General features: G+C 47.6%; 14 protein-coding genes. 11 read left to right on the top strand and 3 right to left on the bottom strand.

Translation table 11 applies throughout. From position 1 onward, the window contains the following. The first annotated feature begins 118 nt into the window (after window positions 1-118). The 11 genes from BBG47_RS04745 (at window position 119) to BBG47_RS04695 (ending at window position 8975) form a co-directional block, all read left to right on the top strand. On the top strand, window positions 119-535 hold the full coding sequence (locus BBG47_RS04745) for a GntR family transcriptional regulator (RefSeq protein ID WP_065290748.1): 417 nt from the start codon (window positions 119-121) through the stop codon (window positions 533-535). Next, on the top strand, window positions 535-1224 hold the full coding sequence (locus tag BBG47_RS04740) for an ATP-binding cassette domain-containing protein (protein ID WP_065290747.1): 690 nt from the start codon (window positions 535-537) through the stop codon (window positions 1222-1224). Before BBG47_RS04745 ends, BBG47_RS04740 begins: the two co-directional genes overlap by 1 nt. Beyond that, entirely contained in the window at window positions 1221-2039 is an 819-nt protein-coding gene (locus tag BBG47_RS04735; protein WP_065290746.1) for a hypothetical protein, read from the top strand. Before BBG47_RS04740 ends, BBG47_RS04735 begins: the two co-directional genes overlap by 4 nt. A gap of 12 nt (window positions 2040-2051) precedes the next feature. After that, window positions 2052-3287: a hypothetical protein gene (locus tag BBG47_RS04730; protein WP_065290745.1), complete on the top strand. Its 1236-nt coding sequence runs from the start codon at window positions 2052-2054 to the stop codon at window positions 3285-3287. Between the two features lie 17 nt (window positions 3288-3304). Next, window positions 3305-3571 carry a hypothetical protein gene (locus BBG47_RS04725; protein WP_065290744.1) on the top strand — a complete coding sequence of 89 codons (267 nt, stop codon included), beginning with the start codon at window positions 3305-3307 and terminating at the stop codon, window positions 3569-3571. 378 nt (window positions 3572-3949) lie between these two features. Further along, entirely contained in the window at window positions 3950-5524 is a 1575-nt protein-coding gene (locus BBG47_RS04720) for a sigma-70 family RNA polymerase sigma factor (RefSeq protein ID WP_065290743.1), read from the top strand. A 303-nt stretch (window positions 5525-5827) separates the two neighbouring features. Further along, window positions 5828-6211: a GntR family transcriptional regulator gene (locus BBG47_RS04715; protein ID WP_065290742.1), complete on the top strand. Its 384-nt coding sequence runs from the start codon at window positions 5828-5830 to the stop codon at window positions 6209-6211. Next, entirely contained in the window at window positions 6208-7074 is an 867-nt protein-coding gene (locus BBG47_RS04710; RefSeq protein WP_065290741.1) for an ABC transporter ATP-binding protein, read from the top strand. Before BBG47_RS04715 ends, BBG47_RS04710 begins: the two co-directional genes overlap by 4 nt. Further along, the gene (locus BBG47_RS04705; RefSeq protein ID WP_065290740.1) at window positions 7067-7693 is read left to right on the top strand and encodes an ABC-2 transporter permease; all 627 of its coding nucleotides are present in this window, start codon (window positions 7067-7069) and stop codon (window positions 7691-7693) included. Before BBG47_RS04710 ends, BBG47_RS04705 begins: the two co-directional genes overlap by 8 nt. Window positions 7694-7748: 55 nt before the next feature. Next, complete coding sequence (locus BBG47_RS04700) at window positions 7749-8039, top strand: YfzA family protein (protein WP_065290739.1); 291 nt, start codon at window positions 7749-7751, stop codon at window positions 8037-8039. 60 nt (window positions 8040-8099) lie between these two features. Beyond that, a complete protein-coding gene (locus tag BBG47_RS04695) occupies window positions 8100-8975 on the top strand; it encodes a CPBP family intramembrane glutamic endopeptidase (RefSeq protein WP_254659744.1) in 876 nt (291 codons plus the stop codon). Window positions 8976-9088: 113 nt separating this feature from the next. On the opposite strand, the gene BBG47_RS04690 is transcribed toward BBG47_RS04695, so the two are convergent. The 3 genes from BBG47_RS04690 to BBG47_RS04680 all read right to left on the bottom strand — a co-directional run bounded on the left by BBG47_RS04690 (window position 9089) and on the right by BBG47_RS04680 (window position 25909). Continuing rightward, window positions 9089-10228: a hypothetical protein gene (locus BBG47_RS04690; RefSeq protein WP_065290737.1), complete on the bottom strand. Its 1140-nt coding sequence runs from the start codon at window positions 10226-10228 to the stop codon at window positions 9089-9091. A 289-nt stretch (window positions 10229-10517) separates the two neighbouring features. After that, entirely contained in the window at window positions 10518-15962 is a 5445-nt protein-coding gene (locus BBG47_RS04685; RefSeq protein ID WP_065290736.1) for a non-ribosomal peptide synthetase, read from the bottom strand. Further along, a complete protein-coding gene (locus BBG47_RS04680; RefSeq protein WP_065290735.1) occupies window positions 15959-25909 on the bottom strand; it encodes a hybrid non-ribosomal peptide synthetase/type I polyketide synthase in 9951 nt (3316 codons plus the stop codon). The genes BBG47_RS04685 and BBG47_RS04680 overlap by 4 nt, the downstream gene beginning before the upstream one ends. Window positions 25910-25948: the final 39 nt, after the last annotated feature.

Genomic DNA, 25948 nt, shown 5'->3' with positions numbered 1-25948 from the left:
AAACAAAAAAAATCCTACTATTGACAGTTGTTGTGTATTAAGGGCATAATACACCCATGAAGTGTATGAACCACATAGTACACACACTTGGCGATAAATGCGAGGGGTGATCATAGAGATGAATGAAGGGTGGACGAGTGTGGTCTTTAATAACCGTGACCCTGTCTATTTGCAAGTCGTAAGGCATTTCAAGGAGCGGATCGCAACAGGCAGATTAAAGGCAGGGCAGGTTATTCCTTCCCGCAGAGAGCTCGGAGCATTGCTCAAAATAAACCCAAATACGGCGCAAAAAGCCTACAAGGAAATGGAGGAGCAGCGGTTGATTATAACGGAAGGGAACTCACCGAGTCGGATTACGGAGGATGCGGATATTTTGCGAGCAATTCGTTCGGAACTTATAGAAGGTGCAGTAGAGGCTTTTGTGGTGTCGGTACGGAGAATTGATGTGCCTGTCGATGAACTGCTGGATCTTGTCCGGGCAAAGTATGTAGAGGAACGTGCGCGTACGAATCAGGAAGAAGGGGAGGAACTCTGATGATTGAGGTTGTCGATTTGCATAAGCGCTATCGTTGGCGCAAGGTGCTGAACGGTATATCCTTCACAGCTGACAAAGGGCAGATTACATGCCTGATCGGAATCAATGGAGCTGGGAAATCCACGATTCTGAAATCAATTATGGGACTTACCCCGCCAAAGAGCGGCATGATTCGCATTGATGGCAACCCTGTTGGGCCAGCGATATATGAGAAGGTAGCTTTTGTACCCGATCATCCGACAGTACCAATGGGAATGAAGCTGTCCGACGGGATGCAATTTATGAAAGATTTCTACCGGAATTGGAATGAGGCGCGAGCGAAGGAATTATTGAATTTTTTCAAGTTGGATCGGTCGGAGCGCGTAGGTAATCTGTCCAAAGGGACTGCTGCGAAATATAGTCTGCTGCTTGGTTTATCGCAAGATACGGATTATATCTTAATGGATGAACCATTCTCAGGCATTGATATGTTTAGTCGCGAGATCATTGCTGAAGTATTCTCGTCGGATCTTATCGAGGACCGGGGCGTGCTGCTGACGACACATGAAATAGATGATATGGAGCATTTGATCGATAAGGCGGTTCTGCTGCAGAATGGGACGGTTCATCTTGCGTTTGACTGCGAGGAAATGCGTACGACAGAAGGGAAATCCGTTATTGACGTGATGAGGGAGGTGTATATGGGGTGAATCGTTATTTGAAATTGGTTCATATGGAAATCCATCGATTCCGATATATTTTGGCATCCTTAATGGTGGTGACGATGGTCTGTCAGTTCAGTTCATTCATTCTGACAATCAAGGGTACATTATCGATCAAAGCGGAAAAAGGACTGGGTTATGTTGGCATGGGTATACCCGAGATCCTAACCTTCCCATGGGTTATCATCAAAACAAAGGAATGGTTCATTCTTCCGATTTTGCTTAGCATAACGGTTCTGGTGTTATATACCCTCCTTATCTGGTATCGGGATTGGTTCGGGCGATCGACGTTCATCTATCGGCTGCTGATGCTTCCATCGAAGAGATGGCTGCTATACGTATCGAAGCTTACAGCTATTATTATGTTTGTATTTAGTATGATTGCATTTCAATTGGTGCTGCTCGTCGGTGAGAATATGATCTTCAAGGCGATGGTTCCGGCAGAACTGCGGACGGATTCGACATTCGTCGAAGCGATTTCGATGAATGATGCATTAAAAATGCTACTGCCCACACAGTTTGAGCAATTTATATATTACTATGGTTTAGGCATCGTTGCTGTAATGGTTATCTTTACTGCGGTTCTACTTGAGCGAAGCTATCGGAGGATCGGTGTTCTATACGCAATTGCGTATTTCGCAGGTTGTGTAGTTTCGGCTGTGTATCCAGTGTCTTTCCTACGCATGGATGAATATTGGTATTCGAATGAAATATACGGAATGCAGCTTGGTGTCTGCTTGCTCGTTGCCGTGATCTCCGGCTGGCTCGGATTCTGGCTTCTTCGCAAGAAGATCACGGTGTAAAGGAGGATTAAGATGAAACGTTACTTATTTTCGATCATTCTCGGACTTTGTACGTTAGGGATATTGTGTACCTATTATACTTACGGTGCGGCGGATCATCTGCCGGCATACAAGCTTGTAACGGTTCAAGGCGACCGGAAGGAGGGAGCGGGTATCGAGCTTTCCGGTAATTACGGAGGAATAGGATCAGAATCATTATCCATTAATATGGAAGGAAGCAAATATCGGAGTCGGGAGACGTTTCGCGATCAGATCTTTTCCGTACGATCATGGAGGGATTTTTCAGAAGGCATGGGGCAGCTCATTCGGGATCATCGTCAATTTATGCGGGGCAAGAGTGTTCCTAATGGATTTTATAAGGATGCTGAATGGTTGATTTATGCCAAAGGAAATATCGTTCAAGGTCAGTCCCCACAGAAGCAATATCAGCTGCATGTTGACCTGTTGAATCTGAAGACGAATGAGGAGCAGCAGTATGTCACAGAAATTCCTACTGACAGTACATTTGATTATATCTATGTCAATGATGTACAACGCATCAATGATCAGCTTCATGTACTAATCATGCAGGATAAGAGGGATGAATCGTCGCAATATTTTGACTATGTGCTGGACATGAAGAGCGGCACACTCATAGAGGGTAAGCAAGTAACCCATTGGAAGAAGAATAGCGCAAATAAAGATATAGAAATTGAGGTCAGCTTATTAAGTAATTACATTGCTCCGAATGAATATACAGTCTTTCAAGTTCAAGAGAATAAGGTCACATCGAGAGGAGATTATACGTATTCTTCTGATCCCATTGCCGTTCATCTCTATGTTTATTCATATCGAACAGGCAAGCTGTCTGCCTTGCCAGACCCAAAGCAGCTAGACCCAAAGCAGAAAATTAATTCTAACAAGCCCTATTATCTAGAGAGCAATTCGTTGGTCTACGCAAATTTCGATGAAAATGCAATTCAGTTATCACGTTATAACTTAAGCACAGGTCTTGAAGAGCGAGATTATGTTAAAATCGAAGCTTCTGAGCTTGGCGCTGATAGGATACAAACGGTTGTTCAAACTAATAATCGAGTCAGCATCTTGATGAAGAAAGGCTCAACACATCTCGTAGTGATTGTGGATGCATCCAATGGAAAAACACGCTACGTGGGTCAAGTAACCTACGAAGGACCTGAATCTGAACGTGATAAAGAGTTGGGACTCCTGCGGCTAAATAACCTGAATATTCGAGAGACGGCTATTTAGAAAAGAGGTACAGCCCGATGAATCGAACGGTGAGCTTTGGGCATAAAGTACATGTTTTAAGAGGGGTGGAGACGTACGGGTATCAAGTAGCGCATTATCTGCTGCAAGAGGAAGAACTTGCTTTGGATGCGGCCAAAGCAGCCCTGCTGGAGTTGAGCTCAAATGATGATTTTTTCGCTGAAGAATCTTCATTGCAACGAGCAAGACTCTGCAGAACTGTTATACGTCATGCACTGCTTTTGAAACAAAAGTGTCTGAGAAGAGAACACAGCATTATTAGCTGACTTAATTAGCTGACTTAGATAGTTTTTATCCCTTGATCATCAGGGTTTAAAATGCTTCGCTTAAAGAAGTTAAAGATGACTACGAAAGTCTATAGTTCCCGCCTGTCTGAGGATAGGCGGATTTTTAATTTTGGGACTTCTACTTTTTCGTTCCTCAGCTGACGTTTCCCAGTGGCTGCCATTCACTCTTGAAACGGTAGTCTTCTTTCTTTTACAATCGGGATTATAATGTTTTGCTTTCATTACGTACGAACATATACGAGTAGGGAATGAACCATAGTTTCATGAATTTATGATGGATATATCTCATTTGAAGTAACCTTTTGGTCGTTACATGGCACTAGTGTATAGATGGATAGATAGAAAGGAGTTGGGGGCGTGCACCATTGGATAGAGGCAGCGAAGCAAGGAGACCGCGAAGCGTTCGATCCCATCGTCCGACAGTTCACTTCAATGGCTTATGCTGTAGCCTATGAACGGCTGCAAGATGTTCAGTTGGCGGAAGATGCCGTGCAGGAAGCATTCGCGGAAGCATTCATTAACCTCGATAAGCTGCATGAAACCGAAGCATTCCCGGGTTGGTTCAAGGTGATTGTCGTTCGCCAAGCAAACCGCATTCTTCGGCGCAAACGTCATCCGTCTGTCCCGTTGGATGATATGATCGGCTTAGCCGAAAGCGGGAAGAGCATCCCCGACATTGTCGAGCAAAAAGAACTGAGACTGCTGCTTCATGAATCCGTATCGTCCTTGTCATCGAATATGCGTGTGGCGGTCCAGTTGTTTTATTTTTACGGCTATTCATTACAGGAAATCTCTGCGTACTTAGGCATTTCCATCCCTGTATTGAAAAAACGGTTATTCGACGCACGACGCAAACTAAAAGGAATCCTGCCAGTTGCTGATTTTGCCCATGTATGCAACGGCTTATATGAAGGGGGACAACATATGCTGCATATTGTAAACGGAGATCACGTAGCGAACACATTGCGTAAGGTTATACCAGAAGGGGATATTCTCGTGTGGAGGGAAGTTTATTCGGAAGGACCGAACTTCGCCAATCCCACAGAAGCCTCCAATAGGCGAGTACGGGCTCAATACTTGGAGCAGGCGCTCGGCATTCCCGCAGCAGAATTCACACGTCTCTCTGGCGAACAAGAACAGCAGATCACTCGCTTTTCCGAATATGAAGAGGTGGTATTATGGTTCGAGCATGATTTATTTGACCAGACAATGCTCTGCTACTTGCTCCATTGGTTTGCACAGCGGCCGCTTGGACATACGAAACTAAGTTTGCTATGCGTTGGGTCATTCCCAGGCATTGAATTATTCCGTGGGCTCGGCCAATTAAATGAAGAGCAGTTGGCGTCACTATCAGGGACGTGGCAAACTGTCGGTCGTGAACAGCTCGATCTAGGGTCAGCATTATGGGAGGCTTATACGTCTCCTGATCCTAGCAAGCTCGTACAGCTTCTGCGAGAGGATACGTCGGCATTGCCCTATGCGAATGCAGCATTCCAGCAGCATCTTGCCCTTTTCCCATCTGTCCACAATGGGCTCGGCATTGTCGAGCAATTCACATTGGAGCAGATTGATTGTGGCATTGCTTCTCCGTATGAATTATTTAAGCATGTCTGCAATAGGCTGCATGAACTTGGAATGGGGGATTTGCAATACTGGCATGTGTTGGACAAGCTGACTAGCGGTACCCATCCGCTTCTGCATGTTGAGGGAGTAGAGACCTTCCCGAACTTCCAAGGCACACCGCCTTCATTCCGTGAACGTACGGTGGCGTTAACGAAAGAGGGGAAACAAGTTCTGGAAGGTCAAGCAGACCGGGTAGCTCTGAACGGCATCGATATGTGGCTTGGTGGTGTTCACCTGACAGGGCAATCTGTACCGTGGCGCTGGGACACAGTAGCGAAATCACTCATCAACGATAACCAAGGAGCGTAGCAAAGCGGAACAAATTCATCGTAGGGTGACCAATTTCCTGCATTGAACAACTGAACTCGAAAAATTATGCCTTTCACAGCAAAAACGGCCGAGCAGTCGATATTGACGCTCGGCCGTTTTATTATTTCACCACATTCTTTTCTAAATAGTCGATTAATTCCTTCGAGGCATCCCTTCTGTTTGCAGGGTAACGAATGTATATAATATATATATACACTAAATACTCTATTGACACTTACTGCAACAGTGTATATATTGTATATGTACACTATATGGATATTAACAGCAATGAGGTGATACAAGCTGAAAATTATTATTTCCAACGCCTCGAGCGATCCGATATACATGCAAATATTGAACCAAATCAGACAGAGCATTCTGAGCGGGGAATTGTGTGCAGGTGACAGTCTTCCTTCCATTCGGCAGCTGGCTAAGGATTTGCAGGTCAGCGTCATCACAACCAAGCGTGTGTATGAAGAGCTGGAGAAAGAGAAACTGATCGACTCCGTGGTAGGGAAGGGATCGTTCGTATCAGGTGCCAATAAAGACTTCATTCGGGAGCAGCGTATGAAACAATTAGAAGAAAAAATGATAGAGATCATTCGTGAAAGTAAGGAATTAAGCATGAGTCAACAAGATGTGATCGATCATATGAAGCTATTGTTCGAGGAGGAGCACACACCATGAATGTAATCGAGATACGTAATTTAACGAAAACATATCCTGAATTTACAATTGATCAGGTATCTTTGGATGTGAAGCAGGGCTACATTACCGGGCTCATAGGTCCGAATGGAGTTGGGAAGAGCACCTTAATCAAAATGATGCTCGGCATGACTCGCCCTGACTCCGGGAGCGTAAAGATACTAGGCTGCGATATGCCTGCACAAGAAGTGGACATCAAGCAGCGCATCGGCATCGTGTCAGACGATTGCTTCTATTATGATCACCTTACGATTCGTGACATGAAGAAGGTGATCGCGCCTTTCTATAAGAAATGGAACGATCAGAAGTTTAACAACTATCTGGAACGGTTCGAGCTGTCCCCGAATAAGAAGATTGAACAATTATCCAAGGGGATGAAAGTGAAGTTTGCCCTTGCCGTTGCTTTTTCACATGAGGCAGAGCTCCTCATCATGGATGAGCCAACCTCCGGGCTAGATCCTGTGTTTAGAAGGGAAATGCTCGATATTCTTGCGGACATGATGCAGAACGAGCGAAATTCGATTATTTTCTCAACTCATATCACGACAGACTTGGATCGCATTGCCGACTACATTGCTTTCATCAATCGCGGAAAGCTCGTATTCAATGAAGCGAAAGATGATGTACTCGATAGATACGTAATCGTGAAAGGTGACTCCCAACTGCTAGATTCCGATGTTCGAAAAAAATTTATCGGAATTCGTGAGACAGCCGTTGGTTTTGAGGGCTTAGTAGATAATCGGCAGGAAGCTGAACATTTATTCGGAAATTATGCGGTTCTCAACAAACCATCATTAGAAGACATCGTGTATTTCACAACCAAGGGGGGACGCGTACATGCTTAACTTGCTTCGGAAAGATTTCATCGCTTTGAAGAGCTCGCTGTGGACACCTCTCATGTATTTTGTTGTATTCAGTGTTGTTTTTATACCAAGGCATTCATCCTCTGTTCACCTTGTGGGTATTTATACGGCTTTCGCTACGCTTAGTCACGCTACGCTGATCGATATAAAGAATCATAACCACAATTTTCTGGTCACGCTGCCGATTAGCCGTAAAAATATCGTAAAAGCGAAATACATAACGGGCATTATTATTAGCCTTGTCAGTGTCCTAGCATCTTATGGCATTCACTTGTTCGTTACAACTGTATTCCCGGCATTTAACAAACCAGAATTAACGGTCATGGATATACTAGGACCAGCAGCCATCACGCTAGCCCTTGCTTCCATTTATTTGCCGCTGTTTTATACGCTTAGTAAGAAAGGAACGTCTATTATTCAAGGGGTGTTCACATTAATCCTAATTGCACTGGCACAGCCTACGGCAATATTTATGCAAATGATCAACGAGCACGGATTACATAGTAACCCAATCTTGTATTTGATCCTGATCGGCATCTTATTGCTGTTCATTGCTTCCTACTTTATAGCTGCAGCTCTGTTTACGAAAAAGGAATTATAAGAGTTCGTAACTGTTGCATGATCAAAAGATATACGAAAAAGGGAGATAGGACAGGATGCATACTCAAAAAGGTCGTCCTAGTCGAATAAAAGGCTGGGTAATGCCCCTTGTGGGATTTCTTGTTGCGCAACTCTATTTTATTGCCTGTGATCGATTTTCATGGAACCCGAACAGAGAAATCAATCCAGGAACGATCATGGGCAGAATTTTGAACTCTAAACTTTTTACAGAATGGTTCACTCCGTATAACTTACCGATAAATAATGTCATTACTGCATTTTTAATCGTAACCTTACTGCTGCCCGCGCTAATAGGCGCGATGAAGAGTATTTTTTTCAGAAAATAAATCGACTTATGTTAGGAATGAAAGGACTGTAATGTAATGATAAAGAGAGAAAATCAGAATATGAAATGGTTAGGTTTATTGTTCGCCGGATGGGCAACATTAGTCGGTGCTCTGTTTCTAGCTTCATCTTCCGGTGATGTTACTGTACAGTTGTTCGGCCCATCAATGTATGCTCAATATGTGGTTAAAGGTCTTGTAATGAGCGGGCTCATTGTTCCTATTATTTTGTATTTATATCAGCGTCTCTATCGAATGACTGGTGTGAAACCCAAGACGCCGGTATATTCCTGGAAAAGGGGATATCACTTTATTACGGGGGCTCTCTTGGCAATTGCTTTGGCTGCATTGACTCTCATTATTGCCAGTTCTCAAGGGTTGATTGTCATAGAAAAATGGCACACCCCTGATCAGTGGGTTGCTGCGCTGCTCATCAATGTTTGTTTTGCCGTTTTCTATGAAGCTTTGCCAGAAGAGCTAGGGTTAAGAGGGTTTCTGTATGACGTCTTACGGCATCGATTTCCAGCTTGGCTGTCCGTATTCCTTCAAACAATGCTATTTGTATGCCTCACGACAGCGGTTGCCCTAATTCAAGCGTTCGTAGGACTTACACCCGGAGTATCGCTTGACATCTCATATATCGTTATCATTTTTTGTTTTGGAATAGGCTTGCAGTTACTTCGTTTATGGACCGGAAGCCTCTGGGCGTCAATTGGTTTTCACCTTACATATTTAGAAATTTTGCGGTTTGTCATCTGGCCGAATCAATATAGAGTGCCACCAATCTTAACCTACCAAGAATCAGAACCTGGACTCACCGGTCTATTCGCTATCGGCATGATGCAAATCGGCAGCATTATTGTATCACTCATTATACTAAGTACGATTCGTATCATACGGAAAAAGCATGCCACTCGAACTGGAGAACTGAACAAATGAAATTTATGATATGTATAGACCTGATCCGCTTACATGGTTAATTAGTATTAAAATCGAACGGTTAGATTGCATAAAAAAATCAGTACAGTTGAAGAGAGCGCAGTTCGCTCTCTTCATTTCTTTCTGGGGCTCACATTCCTTATTTTCCATGGAGAAAGAACCGATTCCCTTGCAAATTCAAATCGAATGGCTACGCTTTTTTCCGACATGTTCTTCTGTTTCATGAAAACAGGTAGTTCTAAGACTGTAGTTAATCGATGCCTGTTGTCTGGATCGGGAATTTCTTTTCTTTTCATCATCCGATATGTCGTTCCGTTCTCCATCTGCTTAAGAAAGTAGTTTACCGTTTCAGAATGTGCACCTTCAGACACTGCTATAAGTAAATTATTATCTCGCTGAGACAATGCTCCAATAAATAGTTCCGAGAGCATCTCGGGCGACAAGCTATGTAAAAACGCCTCTCTTTTTCCAGCCGCCGTGTAAACCATCACCTGATGCAATAAGTCTGGCTGCATGGATCGATGCGTACTGCTGCCAAGAAAGTGTACGCAGAAGTGTCCGGAAAATCCATTGTCTGGGATTCCATCGCCGCCATGTGGCATCCCGTTCATAGAAGCAGCGATTTTCCTATTGTCATCAGTAACGACGATTATCGCTTTCCGATTCCAGCTCCAATGATTATCATACATCTGCTTCATCGTCTTCGTATCCTCTTTGGTTAGCGGCTGTACATCGGCATGCCTGCTTCCCGCACGACGCTGAACATGGAATTTCAACCCTTTCTCCAAATCAATAATTGAGAAAGTACTTTTTCTAGGAAGCAAGGCTTTCGCTTCACTCCAAGGAACAATCGTCCCATAATGATGTTTTCTTAGAAAATTTGCATGTACCAGTAACTGCTTGGTCGCTTTAGGTGTAAGGATAAGACGTGTTGATTCAGCCTCGTTCCATAAGGAACCGGATTGATCCATACGGAAATTCTTAGTTCCATTATTTTTTGTAATCGTTACATAAATGTCGGAGAGTACAGGGCGATATTCTATTTGTTCTTCCTTGCTATCCTGATATAAACGAATGGCTTCCTTATTTTTCAAATCCAATTTATGTTCATATGTTGCGGAGGGGCTTGTCCGTACACTTATGTTCATTTCAGCAGATGGCGCCTTGTAGTCAGCATGGACAATCATGCTGCTATCAGAAAAATAGGTAAGGAGGAGAAGGAATATCATGGAGCGGGTCACGAATAAGATCATTTTCAAGCCTCCAAATAACTGTTGTTTGTTAAAATCAATATTTCTGGGCTTCGACCTGAACACCTAGAAATTGGATGACGCATGTGTAGAGTTCATCTTATGTACGATTTTTATTCAGCATCCTCTATATATGCAGTGGCACGTCGTGTACCGAAGGTTAAAAGTCGTATGCTTATCGTTGGGACAGAAAACGACTTTTTCTTTCTTCCAATTTTATAGGTGATAAACCAGCGGGGATAAAAAGGGGAGTCTGCTGAAAAAATTCAGCAGACTCCCCATGTTCCTCCATTCATGTTTTACTTGCGTAAATAGATCCGGTATTGACGCATTCGATTTCTTTTCGAATTGCCGACAATAGTTGCTCCGGATGAGAGTGCAAGAAAAAGTGCCCTCCCGGGAGCAGCTTGCTTGAAAAATCGGAATTGGTCAAGCTGCGCCAGGATGTCAGCGATTGTTCGGACAGAAATTCGTCGTCTTGTCCCCCTAATGCAACGATGGGACAAGGTACGGTGCCTTGTGTATATTCATAAGTCTCGCAGACCGAAAAGTCGGCTCTCAGAGAAGGGGACAGGAGTTCCAGCAATTCCTCGTCATCCATCAGCTCTTCTGGAATTCCCCCGTTCAGGCGAAGCCGCTTGCGGAATTCTTCCTCGGGCAAATCATGAATCGGCGGTACCGGACTTTGTACAAACGGGGCATTCAATCCGGCGACAATAAGCTTGAGCGGAGGACGATTCAAGCTCCTCGATAATAAGACCGACAATTCATAGGCCAATAAGGCTCCCATGCTGTAACCAAACAGAATATATGGTTTGTCCAATAAGGGCCTCATCGCATGTGCGACTGCTTCCAGCAGCGGTGACATGCTTGTGTAGGCAGGTTCGCGCAATCGCGCGCCTCTGCCTGGATATTGAACTGCGCAAACCTCCGCGAACGCTGGCAAATAGTCATGCCATGCGCGGAAAATAGATGCGTTCCCTCCCGCATAAGGCAAACAAAACAGCCGTATTGCGTCTTTCTGATTCACCTTATTGCGAACGAACCATTTGCTGCTTGTATCAAGACCGCTCACATCGTTCATCTTCCGCTCGTTTACAGATGAATGGGATTTTAATTGCTGGCATAATCCGATCATGATTCGAAGCTCATCCTCAAACCTTTGAGCCAGATTTTCGATCGTTTGCTTACAATGCACATTTTCGCTGTATGACAAACTTATGTGCAGGCGGCCTGACGTCACCAATGCCGCCACGTCGACATAATGGGCCCGTTCGGAATCAGGCGCAAGATCCTGTCCTGCTGTATCCGCAACCAGCGTGAATAGAGCCCCCTTTTCCTTATTCCAATCAGTATTGAATTGCCCCAAGTAATTAAAGCTCATCATTGGTCGTGGAAGCTTGCGAAGCTGATTCGCAATACTGTCATCTTCGGTCATATAGCGCAGTAAGCCATAACCGATTCCGCGAGTTGGAATAACGTTCAGTCGCTCTTTTACCCCCTGGATGTCCGCGTATATATCCGCGCTATCTGTCACTTCAAGCATGACTGGATACATGTTCGTAAACCATCCTACTGTACGCGAGATATCAAGGTCAGTGAATAATTCTTCTCTGCCGTGCCCCTCCATATGGACATACAATTTCCTTTCTCCCGACCATCCAGAGACAGCGCGGCCGAGTGCGGCCAACAGAATAGCGTCAATTTTCGCGCCGAATGCTGATGGAGCCTCCTGCAGCAGAATCCGCGTTTCTTCAGAAGACAAATTCGATTCCGCAACTGCCAAAGAGGCCGTCGTATTGGCTCCGTCTGGGAAGTCGAGCGGAATTAGGGGAGGGGGAGGACTGACTTGATGTAACCAGTATTCCAGCTCTGCCCGCAGTTGATCCGTGGCGGAGTAGGCAGCAAGGCTGTGCGCCCAATCGCGATATGAAGCAGTTTTCGACGGTAAGCATATGGCTTCACGGTCTACTAATTGCTGACAAGCCGTGTTTAGATCATCAAGCAAAATACGCCATGAAACACCATCTATCGCCAAATGATGAATTACCAATGCCAGCTTATCTGCCTGTGCGGCGCCATAGTCAAAATAGATGGATCGCAGCAGCATGCCTTCGCTTAAGTCGAAGCCGTTTTGAGTCTCTGTGATCGCGGCCGCAAAAGCATCTGCCTGCAGGTTTGAAGGCTGATCGCGAAGATCAATGCGCTTCAGAGGCGATTCGTCCGTATAAGCGGCATATGCCTGTTCCCAACCTGATCGGCCCATCGTAAATTGGAGACGCAGCGCATCATGATGTGCCACGAGATGGGCAATCGCTCTCTGCAGGATTTCATAGCTTATTTGGGAATTCACGGACAAAATCATGGACTGATTGAAATGCTCGGGAACGGACATCTCCTCGAATAACCAGCGCTGAATCGGTGTAAGCGGCAGCGAGCCCGTCACTTCTTGCTGCCCGATTTCACTTGGCTCGGGCGGCTTCAGAGCTTCTAACACGGGAGCCAGCTCCGCGATCGATTGATATTGAAACAGATATTTCGGCTTCATTTCCAGACCCAATTGACGTACTTTGCTTGTAATTTGAGTGCTTAAAATGGAGTCGCCGCCTAAGCTGAAATAATTATCATGGATGCTGACGAGTTCAATGCCGAGCACCTGCGACCAAATGTCAGCCAACTTCTTTTCGGTTGGCGTTCGGGGAGGCACATATTCTTCCTCCTTGTCCGTAAAATTCGGCGACGGCAATGCATTGCGATCCACTTTACCATTAGGCGTCAATGGGAGAGCCTCCATAACGACGAAGGCGGCAGGAACCATATAATTCGGAAGCCGGGCCTGCACATGCAGCCGAAGCTCGCTTATATCCAATCCGTGAGTGATATCGGCTGGGATCACGTATGCAACCAGCCGCTTGTCTTCCGGCCCAGGCTCCTTTACGGAAACGATCGCCTGCTCAACAGCCGGATGTAGCGTAAGCGCCGCCTCGATTTCGCCGGGTTCAATGCGATATCCCCTTATTTTTATCTGATCGTCGGCACGGCCCATAAATTCAATGGATCCGTCCGGTAAATAACGGGCAAGATCGCCAGTTCGATACAATCGTTCCCCTGCAAGGGAAGGAACGAACGCGAACCGCTCAGCTGTAAGCTCGGGCCTTCTCAGATAACCGCGAGCCAGGCCGCGGCCAGCAATGTATAATTCGCCAACAACGCCGACTGGAACGGGATGGCGATGCCGATCCAGCAAATAAATTCTCATATTGGCGATCGGTCGTCCAATCGTCGGTGCTGTAAGCTCCGCGGAAGACCGTGATTTCACAGGCACGCGGCATGCTGTGGAGACAACTGTTCCTTCGCTCGGCCCATAATGATTGAACAGGGCAAACGGCAACGTCTCCGGCGGAAAATAACGCAGTCTGTCCCCCCCAGTAAGCATGCACCGCAGAGAGCACTCGTCAGGCCAGGTCAGAGAGATAACCGCCTCAGCCAGCGGCGTGGGCAAAAAGCTGACGGTAATGCGCTCATTCACGAGCCAATCGCGCAGGCGATCCGGATCCAAGCGGGTATCCTCGTCTGGAATATGAATGGAGGCGCCGCTGGCCAAATAAGGCCACAGCTCCCAGACGGAAGCGTCAAAAGCGGGGCCTGCCAGCCATGTCGCCCGATCGCAGCTGGATATGCGATACACATTCTGATGCCAGGACACTAAATTGAGCAAGCTATGATGCTCGATTTCGACTCCCTTAGGGCGGCCTGTCGAACCGGAAGTGTAGATGACATAGGCTAAATTGCTGGGCGCAGTGCCGCTGTCGGGAGCCGATTCATCGCCATCTTGCGGATTGGCGCCGATTCCGTCCAACGGAAGAACGGTCAAATTCGTGTGCCGAACCCGCTCTGCATGCCGCTTTTGAGTCAACAGCACATGAATTTGGGCATCTTCGATCATATAAGCGATCCGTTCGTCGGGGTACGCCGGATCGATCGGTACATAAGCCCCGCCGGATTTTAATATTGCGAGCAATCCGATAATTTGCTCGGCTGAACGGTCAGCCAGCAAGCCTACCAATACTTCTGGACCAATACCGAGCCGCTGTAGATGGCGGGCCATCCGATTCGCGCGAATGTTGACCTCCCGATAGGTGAACTGCTCGATCCCGAATGTCACCGCAATTGCATCTGGGAATAAGGAAGCTTGTTTCTCCACAATTTCATGGATGCACATATTTCCCAAATCTGCGGCTCCTGTCTGATTCCATGCCGATAGCAGAAGCTGCCGCTCGCATTCGCCCATAATCTCCAGACTGCTCAAGGACAAGTCGGGATTGAGCACGATGCTCTCCAATAGATGTTGGAGATGCTCCAGCATCCTCTCCACGGTCTGTGAATCGAAAAGATCCGTGTTGTACTCCAGCTCGGCAATGATTCCGTGATCCCTGACATGGCTCATCACCAGGGACAAGTCATATTTTGACGTCTTGTTGACAATCGGAAATAGCTTTACCTGCAGACCGTCCGATTGCACCATATGCTGAAACGAATCGTCACTCATCGCGAAGGTGACTTGAAATAACGGACTATGGCTCGTTACACGCTCAGGTTGCAGTGCCTGCACCAGTTGATCGAACGGAAGATCCTGATGCTCATATGCGTTAAGGACCTGTTTCTTGGTTTGCTGCATCAGCTCGCGGAACGTCGGGTTAGTGGACAGATCGCTTCTGATCACGAGCGTATTTACAAAAAAGCCGATCAATCCTTCTATTTCCGACATTCCGCGATTGGCTATCGGAGTGCCAATGCAAAAGTCATGCTGTCCCGAATAGCGATGCAGCAAAGCTTGAAAAGCTGCCAGTAAGGTCATGAACAATGTCGAGCCTTCTCGGCGGCTCAATTGCAGGAGCGGTTGCACTACGGCTTCCGGTATGCACAATTGAGCGGCATCGCCCCGGAAAGTTTGCGTAGCGGATCGGGGACGATCCGTGGGCAGCTCTAATGCCGAAGGAGCATGATTCAGGGTGTCCAGCCAATATTGCAGTTGCTTATCCAATTCTTCTTCCGACAACCATTTGCGCTGCCAGATCGCATAATCCGCATACTGGAAGGGGAGATCGGGCAGGGGAGACGGCTTTCCCTGCGAATAACAGGAATAGAGCGTCAGCAGCTCCTGTTGAAATACGCCCACAGACCAACCATCAAACACGATATGATGGAAGGCAAACAGGAGAAAATTCTCCTGTTTGCCGGTTTTGATGAGCAAGCTCCGGCACGAATGACCATGCTCCAAGTCGAACGGCTTGGCTGCCTCTTCATCGATGATGCGGCGAGCTTCCAGGTATTTGTCCTCGACGCGTTCATCTGCGAACAAATCGATTTCTTTCATTGGTTGAACGGTGTCGATCGGCTCAATGATTTGTACTGGCGCATTTTTCATCGTTGAAAAACGCGTTCTCAATGATTCGTGGCGGCGGATGACTTCGATCCACGCCCGCTGTATGGCCGTTATGTCCAACTCCCCGATACATTCGAACGCTAACGGAATATGATAATGATTCATGCCCGGTTCAAGCTGATGAAGCAGCCATAATCGTTGTTGAGCAAATGACATAACGGATCCCGCCAGCTTCCTTGACTGCGGCTTTATGGGCGGTTTGCGAGGTGCCTTGTCCTTGGCAAGCCGGGCTGCCAACATTCTTTGCTGCTCGGGAGTTAACGAGGCCAAACGATCCCGCAAATCCGTCATACCCATGCATCCTCCTTATGGGGCAGTTCGCGCATAACAGCTTCTCGTTCTTCTTCTGGCAAGTTTTCCAGCTCGGTCAGCAGTTCGGATAGGAGAACTGGATCCATTTCCGTTTCCAATTCCATTTCCGTCATTCCCATGTCTTCAAGCTTGGCGGTTAAAGCCGCAACAGTCGGCGCATCGAACAGGGCATGTAAAGGGAGCTCTGCTTGGAACGCTTCCCGAATGCGGGAGAGAAGCCGGGTAGCGAGCAAAGAATGGCCGCCAAGCTCGAAAAAGTTATCCTCCACGCCCACTTCTTTTACTCCGAGAACATCTTCCCAGATGGCGGCCATTTTCATTTCGGCCGGATTGCGCGGCGCCACATAGATCGGCTGCAGATCCGTTCTTTCGTAACTAGGCTTCGGAAGCGAATCGCGATCGATTTTCCCGTTATTCGTAAGAGGCATCGATTGCAGCCACATAAAGAGGGAAGGGATCATGTAATCTGGCAGCCTGCTTTCGAGATGCGCTCGCAGCACCGGCATAATATCGCCCGATTGATCCGTTTCCACGTAGGCAATCAGACGCTTGTCTCCATGTGGATCAACGTCCGCAATAACGAGAGCTTCCCTTACAGACGGATGTTCCTTCAGCGCAGCCTCGATTTCCCCCAATTCGATGCGATATCCCCGTATTTTTACCTGATGATCCGCACGTCCTACATATTCGAGTTCGCCGTTATGCCGAATGCGGGCCAGGTCGCCGCTTTTGTACATGCGTGCATCAGGATCATTAGCGAACGGATCGAGCACGAAGCGCTCGCTATTTAATTCGGCCCGGTTCAAGTACCCTTTAGCGACTCCGGGGCCTCCTACGTACATTTCGCCAGTCACACCAGGAGGAACGGGCTGCATATGACGGTTAAGGACATACACCTTCGTGTCCGGAAATGGAATTCCGATCAAACTTCCCGTGTCCTGCCCGATATCCTCAGCGGTTATTCGGCGGTAAGTAGAAACTACCGTCGTTTCCGTGATTCCGTACATATTGATAAATTGAGGTGAACGATCTCCGTGTCGATCGATCCAAGGCTTTAATGACTGAAAATCCAGCATCTCTCCGCCAAAATTAATATAACGCAGGCTTAATTTTGACGAGTCTTGTGATTCCTCATATTGAGCCAATGGCCGAAATGCCGACGGCGTCTGGTTGAGGACGGTAACCTTGTGCTCTTCCAGCAAGTGATACAGGTTCTCCGGCGAGCGACTCGTCAGATGGGGCACAACCACTAACCGCCCACCATAGAACCAGGCGCCCCACATTTCCCATACGGAAAAGTCGAAGGAATAGGAGTGAAACAGGGCCCAAACATCGTCTTCATGAAAACCGAAAATGGATTCGGTAGACGTAAACAGCCGGACGACATTCTCATGCGAGATCATTACGCCCTTCGGCTTCCCGGTGGAACCGGAGGTGTAAATCACGTAAGCAAGATTGGTGGAAGGCAGCTCCACGTTCAAATCTTCGCCGGATAGCTTCTCTATCGTATCCCGCTCTTCATCCAGACACACCGTTGCAAGCTCATGCTGCGGCAAGGAGCGCAAGAGATGAGACTGGGTAAGGAGAATGGCCGGAGCCGCGTCTTCCATCACATAACGGATGCGTTCCGCAGGGTACGCGGGGTCAATCGGCACATAAGCAGCGCCCGCTTTGAGCACGCCGAGGATGCCGACGAGCATGTCCAGGGAACGCTCGACCAATATCGCTGCCAGCACGCCGGGACCTGCCCCCAATGTAAGCAAATATCGCGCAAGACGATTGGCTCGCTCATTTAGTTCACTGTAGGTCAGTTGTTGATGATCATATACAGCGGCAACGGCATCGGGCTTGTGCCGGGCCTGCTCCTCAAATACTTCATGAAGACAGCGATGATCGCGCAGGAGATTCGCTGGCTCTCCAGAAAAAAGCAACCGTTCCCGGTCTGCATCGTTAAGGAGAGGAAGCAAAGCGATTGGCAACTTTTCGGCAGACGGTTCAATAATGGCCTGCAATATATTTTCGTAATAGGTTAAAAATCGTTCGATCGTATCCTTCCGGAACAGATTCGAATTATAAGTCAGATCCAAAACAATATTTCGGTTGAATTCCATGACATTGAAACTGAGCTCATATTTCGTTGCCGTTATCGGAGTAGGGATGGTATCGACTTCAATATTGCCAGCGTCCGGGATATTGACTCTTCGCTCATAGTTAAAAACAACTTCAAGTGGCGATAGACGATGAGAGGCATCGGGATTTCGAAATACGCTGCTGAATGAAAACTCGCTGTGCTCCTGGGCCTCCAAAACAGAAGTCTTCACCTGGCTTAGCAATCGAGTAAAATCAGCGTTTTCATCCATTTCGATGGATATCGGCAATAATGTGATCGCATATCCAACATAGCTGGAGCCGCCAGGCAGAGAGCGTTGGGCAAAAGGCACCCCGACGGTCAGCTCCGTCTGATGCGTCAAACGATTGAGAAGCAGGGCATAGGCACTTAAAAATGTAACGAAAGGAGTAACCTTATTGCGCTGTGAAAAGCGGTTCACTCGTTCAGCAAGTGTAGGATCGACCATATGCCGAACAATGTCGCCATTATAGGTTTTTTTGTGCGGACGCCTCATATCGAACGGTAAATCCAGGGTCGTATTGCTGCCTGTTTTGTTCAACCAATACAGGTTATTGGCTTGACGCTCCTCACTGGATTCCAGCTCCGCCTTCCAGTCCATGTAGCTTCTTAATTGTAAAGGCTCTGGCAAATGAATGGGCATGCCTTTCAACAATGAGGAATAGGCGGCGAACATTTCTTCAAGAATAATTCCAATAGCGTATCCGTCTACGAGAACGTGACTTGCAGTAAATACGAGATAATGCCTGTCGGTCGTTAATTTGAGCAGCGTGCAGCGATATAAGCTCCCTGATGCAAGAGGGCGCTCCGTCTCATCGCGAATCCATTCTATTGCAGCAGATTCCGGACTCGAATCAGTTGCGGAGCTCAAATCCAGCATCGGCATATCGATGCGAACCGTCCCCCGAATCGGTATCATATTGCCTTGATGATCGAATGTCACCCTCAAGGAATCGTGCCGCGCCACAACACTGTTCATTGCCTCTGTTAATAATGAATGGCGGAGCGTGCCTTTAAGGGAAAGCACTACGGTTTCATTGCATGCGATGGCTGCCTGATCGCCTAGCTGCGAAAGCACCCATAACTCCCTCTGATCCTCGGATACGGGGATAAGTTCCTTATAGGAAGTCTGCTGTCCAGCCGGAATGCGGGCACCCGGAAACATTTGAGCGTCAATAAGCTCTGTCATCGTATCCTTGATTATCCCAATCAACTTGCGGATGTCCTCGTCTGAATGTTCCGTCGACAGGAAGCAGTTACGTCCTTCCCAGATATACACGCCCTTATCCAGCAGGCCATAGAAGAACAGATCCATATTCACTTGATAGACGAACCGGAAGAGGGAGCCGAAGTGAACCATCTTCATAGGGATATTCGCGGATTCGAAAAAGTCGTTCAATTCGCGCACCAAATAGGCTGTCTTGGCATTGACGTTCTCTTGCAATTCCGGGCCGAACTCCAACAGATGAAGCAGAACGGCATGCGTGCAGGCCATCGTAATAGGATGCTTGCAGAACGTGCCTGCGATTATGGTTGTTTCAGCTTGCGGGTAAGAGCGGTCACCAAAATTCCATTGCCCTCCATCCACGGCATCCAAGAACTTCGCGCTGCCGGCCACTACTCCAATGTGCATGCCTCCGCCAAGGATTTTCCCGTAAACGCACATATCCGGTCGAATCCCGGATATGCCCTGGAACCCGGCAGGATGAACTCGGAAGCCGGTAATCACTTCATCAAATATCAGCGCCGTATTGTTGCTCCGCGTAATTTCACGAAGCTCTTCCAAAAATGCGATAGGAACGAGGTCAGGACGACGGCTTTGTACAGGCTCGACCAGTACTGCTGCCAGCTCACCCGACATGGATCGTATAATCTCCAGCGATTTCGGATTATTATAATCGAGAATCATGACGTCTTCCGTAATCCCGGCAGGAATGCCTGGCGCCATTGGCGAAGCTCCGTTTGAACCGGGACGATTGAACATGCTGGCCAGTACGCCGTCATACGTGCCGTGATATGACCCTGCGAACATGGCAATCTTATTTTTGCCGGTTACGGCGCGCGCAAGCCTGAGGGCAGCCATTACCGCTTCCGTCCCTGAATTGCAGAAGGTGCTTCTGTCCATGCCGGTAATCTGGTGAATGAGGTCGGCTACTTCCCCTGCGACGCCGGATTGTGGGCCTAGAGCATAGCCGTTTTGAAGCTCTGCTTTAATAGCTTCGTCAATAAACTCAGGCGCGTGACCGAAAAAATTCACGCCGAAGCCCATCGTTAAATCGATATATTCATTTCCGTCCTTATCCCAAAAACGCGAACCTTTTGCATGATCGACAACGGGCAAATAATGAACTTCTTTCGTGGAAAACCGGAAACCAGATGCACCGCGATAATCGGCGAACACGGGGCGATGCTTGGCTATCCACTCTTTCGATTTTTTTGTTTTATCGGCCAATCGTGCCACGAGCGCTCTGGCATATTGTTCTTGCATACCAGTTACGCTTTCTTCTTTCTGATCCTGCCATCTTTGATAGGGAACCCAGGCTTTTTCAGAGATTGTCGGCAGTGAAGGCGCGGCAGGGGATTCCGGTCGGATCGCCATTGTACTTGGATGAACAGTCGATCCATTCTGCGAATGGTTGATTGCCGTTGTACTAGAATGAACAGCCGTTCCATTCAGTGGTTGATTGTGGATGAAGGATAATTGATGTTGGATGACACGTTCCATGGAAGCCAGTTGTTCGCTCATGAAACCAAGCAGCCCCGATTCGTTGCGCATCGAATTGGAAAGTGCTAGGGATGGTTGATTGACGACTGTCGAATTGAAGAGTACCGGGGATGGCGAATCAACGGCTGTCGGGATCGGCAGCTCTTCGGTCAGCGCTGGCGGTTCTTCATGCGGCATAACCGATTCGATGGCTGCGCATAGCTTGGAAATGCTCGTGATTTCGGTGAAAAAATCGCGCGCCGAAAAGGTTACTCCGTATTTATTCTTTACTTTTTGAATCACGTCCATCAGAATGAGCGAGTCAGCGCCCATTTCCAATAAAGGCAGGTTCTCATCGATTCTTGCCACGTCTTGATTCAGCAACTGGGCGAATATTCCCTTGATCTCCATCATAATAGAAGTTCTGATATTGCTATCTTGGGTTGTTTTCACCAACTGTTCCTCCTTTGGCGATTCCGGATTCATATGACCGCCTTGCCAGCATTTTGTATAAGCAAACGGATAGTTCGGCAATTGCGCGCATTCATGAGTGTCCAATTGGCAGAGTTCCTCAAACTGGACTTGTCCGCCGGCGACGTACAGATTGCCTACAGCTTCGAGCAGCGAATATTCGTCATCCCTTCCTTTTACGAGAGAAGGAATCCATTTATAGGCACCATTATTGAATTCTCGCTGTCCAATCCGGGACAGTACGGCATGAGCACCGATTTCCAAAAAGATATTGCACCCGTCATTTACCAATGTATATAAAGAGTCTTTGAACCGAACAACTTCCCGCGTATGCCTGATCCAATACTCGGCGGTAATTGACCCGATGAAATCGCCGGTTACGTTAGAGACAAGCGGAATTTGGGGAGGATTGAATTTTAATCGTTTTATGATATCGTAATAGTCTTGCAGCATTGGCTCGACTAATTGCGAATGAAATCCATAGTTTACCTCAAGCGGTACGGAATGAACGCCTGCCCGTTGCAGGTGGTTCGTAGCTTCAGCCACATCATCCGGGGCGCCTGCAATGACAAAGTTATTGCTGCTATTAATGGCGGAGATTTCTACGTTCGGATAAGCGCGTAGCACACTTTCCAGATCCTTCGCATCTCCCATGACTGCCGCCATTGCTCCAGGATCGCACTTTTGTGTCATGAGCTTTCCTCGCTCGGCAACTACGGCCAAAGCATCATCAAGAGAAAATACCCCTGCAATGCATGCCGCCACATATTCGCCCACGCTATGTCCGACAACCGCAGCAGGTTCGATTCCAAGCGATAGCCATACTTGTGCTAAAGAGTACTCAATCGCGAATAGAGCGCACTGCGTGTAGTCTGTGCGATGAAGGAGAGCTGACGCAGATTTATTTTCTACATCATAAATGACATCCAGGATAGAATGATCCAAACGCTCCTTTACTAAATCGGCACATCGATTCATGTTCGTGCGAAACACTTCTGAGCTTGCATACAAGTCGCGGGTCATATTAACATATTGGCTTCCTTGTCCCGTAAACATAAAAACGATTTTGGGAGAGTGGACGAGACTGCCTGCAATGTCGTCGACCCCGCGCGCGGAGAAGCTCCGGACTTTCTCATGTATCTCTTCAAGTGAGCCGCCAACGAATGATGCCCTGTGTAGGAATGCCGTTCGGCGGGTATTGGCCGTTCCGCATATGGCTCCTAATTGCTCCGAGGATGCATGCTGTAAATAGGAATCGTACGTGGAAGCGATTCTAACTAATCCGTCCGCGGTAGGGGATGATAATGTCAACAGATGCGCTCTCGATTCCATGGCATTGTTAGCTCGCTTAACGTCACGGGCGGGTGCCTCCTGCACAATAACATGGGCATTCGTTCCGCCAAATCCGAACGAGCTTACCCCGGCTGCTTTTACAGGTTTGATCCAGCTTTCCGTCTCAACAGGGATGCGGAGGCGGGAACGATCGAGACTAATGTATCGATTTAGCCTGGTCATGTGCAAATGGGCAGGGATTTCGCCGTGCTGAATCGCCAGTACCGTTTTGATAAGTCCGGCAATGCCGGCAGCCGCTTCGAGATGTCCGATATTCGTTTTGACGGAACCAAGATAGCAGATGTCGTCATCGTTGAATCCTGCCGACGGACAACCATAAATCTCTTTAATTGCCTCAGCTTCAATAGGATCTCCCAAAGGCGTACCGGTGCCATGGGCCTCTACATAGCCGATGTCTGCAGGCTTCAGCTGCGCCTGCTCCATTGCTTTGCGTATCACTTGTCTTTGCGCGATCCCGTTAGGCGCGGTTAAGCCGTTGCTGCGACCGTCTTGATTAACGGCCGTTCCTTTAATGACAGCATGAATCCGGTCACCGTCCGCAATCGCATCCTTTAAACGCTTCAAGATAACGACCCCGCAGCCTTCTCCGCGGACATAACCGTTGGCTCTTTCGTCGAATGTCTTGCATGTTCCGTCCTCAGACAGCATTTTGGCTTCCTGCAAGCCTTCCGTGATGCTGGCGGAAAGCAATAGATTTACCCCTCCGGCTACTGCCGCATCGCATTCCCCGTTCAGTAGGCTTTGGCTTGCATAATGAATGGCCACTAATGACGACGAACAAGCAGAATCAATACACATGCTTGGACCTCGAAAATCATAAAAATACGAAATCCGATTGGCGATTATGCTCAGCGCACCGCCTGACACTTGATACGGCTCAGAATCATTCGTTGTGCTTGGTTTCGGCAAATAGATATAATCGGTAGCGCTGGCTCCTATAAATACGCCTGTTGCGCTGCCCTTAAGATGAGCGGGGTTGATGTTGGCATTTTCGAATGCTCTCCATGTCACCTCCAGCAACAGCCGTTGTTGGGGATCCATGCTTGCCGCCTCTCTAGGGGAGATGGCGAAGAATTCACTGTCGAATAGTTCGATGCCTTCCAGAAAACCGCCGAACATATGAAAATTCGGATTTATTCCGCATAGCGCTTTCCTTTTGTCGTCCATATCGGAAATCGCGTTTTTTCCGCCCTTCAAAAGTTCCCAATATGCCGCGATGCCGTCCGCCCCAGGAAATTTTCCTTCCATGCCGACAATAGCGATCGAATCATCGATCGAGCCGCGATCCGCATCAGGCTCTTGGACGGAAGGCTGGCTTGCGATAGAGTCTAAGTAATGCGCAAGCTTATTTGGTGTCGGATAGTCCCAGATCAAGGCAGGGGACAGCGACATGCCCAACCGATCGGCAACATGATCAATCATTCTGACCGCTTCTAACGAATCCAGGCCGAATCTGACAAAGGATTCATGTTCGCTCAGATTGGTCTTGGCATTGCAATGATGATGCAAATAGGCCATGATCAGTTCTAGGCTTGAAGATTTTCGCTCCGTGGAAGCAGGGGCAGGACTGATGTTGTCGCTTTCCTTCGCCTGCGAAGCGGCATAATTCTGTGCCAACTTGTACCTTTGCACTTTACCGCTTGTCGTTTTCGGCATTTGACGAATCGGTATTACCTTTGCGATTTTCCAGCCTCCGCGCTGGAATAAATGGTCTTCTAAGCTTTCGGACAGCGAGGCGAAATGAGCATCATTTTTTTTGCTAACGACAAATACGACGATATCATCCTCGCCTTTCTCTTTGTTGTATACGCCGCAGGCAGCGATCTTCCCTAATTCAACGCCCTCGACTTCTTCCGCTGTCCGTTCAATATCATGCGGATAAATATTCTGGCCGTTCACAATAATCATGTCTTTGTAACGCCCTGTCATAACTAGATTTCCATCGATGAAAAAGCCTAGATCTCCCGTTCTGACCCATTGATCCGCCGTGAACATGTCGGCAGTAGTCTCTCGGTTATTGTAATAACCAGCAGTTACATTTTTTCCTTGTATTTGAATATGGCCGATTACCTTATCCGGCAGAATGCGATCATGATCGTCGCAGATTCGGATCGCACAGTCATCAATTGCATGTCCAACTTCGACAAAGGTAAGAGTATGTTCAGTGGATCTGTCCGAAATGGCAATCTCTTGGCCAATGTTTAATAAGCTGCGATCCAGGTGAATCGGCGCAAACTCAGTTTTGCCATCAGTGAGGGAGACGGCAACAGTTGCCTCGGCTAGGCCATAAGCTGGCCTTATGCTTGTCCGCTGCAATCCATATGGCGCCATCTTATCCAAAAACTCATTGCAAAGCTCTGATGATATGGGTTCGGCACCATTTACAATAATTCGAAGTCTAGATAAATCCCAATCGGCGGCAATCTCAGGCTTGAACATTTTCAGAAAGTATTTGTAGCCGAAATTAGGGGAAGAAGTGATGGTAATATTGTGGTCGTTTATTTTTTTGAACCAAAGCGTCGGTCTGCGTATAAACACGGATGTCGGCATGATGTATTGATTTACGCCTTTGATGAGCGGGGTGATATGGAAGGAGATCAGCCCCATGTCATGAGTTAACGGCATCCATGACAAAAAGGAGTCGTCATCCCTCGTTTCGAACCGATTATTGATCGCACGCGTGTTGGAGTATACATTTTCATGCGTCACAATGACTCCTTTTGGATTGCCCGTTGAACCGGAAGAGAACTGAATGAAGGCAATCGTACGGGACGAACCTTGATGCATCGTTCCGTGGGCGGGGAGGGAGCACTCCAACGCTTCCAGATACACAGTCTTATCGGCTATCATGTCCATGTCGTGCAATGTTTGTCGGTTATCGGAGGCGTGCGCGCGCAATCTTTCCATTACAGGCGGCGAAGTTGCAAGGTAAGGGTTTTGGAGTGTATCCCAGATTTTAAAAAACTTGTTTTTGTGCTCCGCATTGCTGCCGACCGAGACGGGTACGGCAATGATTCCGCCTAGTATGCAGGCCCAGAACAAAAAAATAAAGTGCTCCGATTCGTCATCGTTCAATTGAAATACAAGCTCGTCGCCAGCACGAATGCCGTGAGCTTGCAAGGTATGCAAATACATAAGGGCATTATCAAAGACTTGCTTATAACTGTAAAACCGTTCTTGCCGATCTCCTGTAATGAGCGTTACTCCATGTACATGGTTCTCGCGGACATCTCTTACTGCCTGAATAAGCGCAGATTCGGATTCGTTCATTGATTATCCTCCTTTGTGAAAATGAAAGGGATTTGTGCG

Origin of the sequence: Paenibacillus sp. KS1 (assembly GCF_001680695.1) — a bacterium.
Lineage (GTDB): Bacteria > Bacillota > Bacilli > Paenibacillales > Paenibacillaceae > Paenibacillus_B > Paenibacillus_B suaedae.
This window is presented reverse-complemented; position numbering and strand designations above follow the sequence as displayed.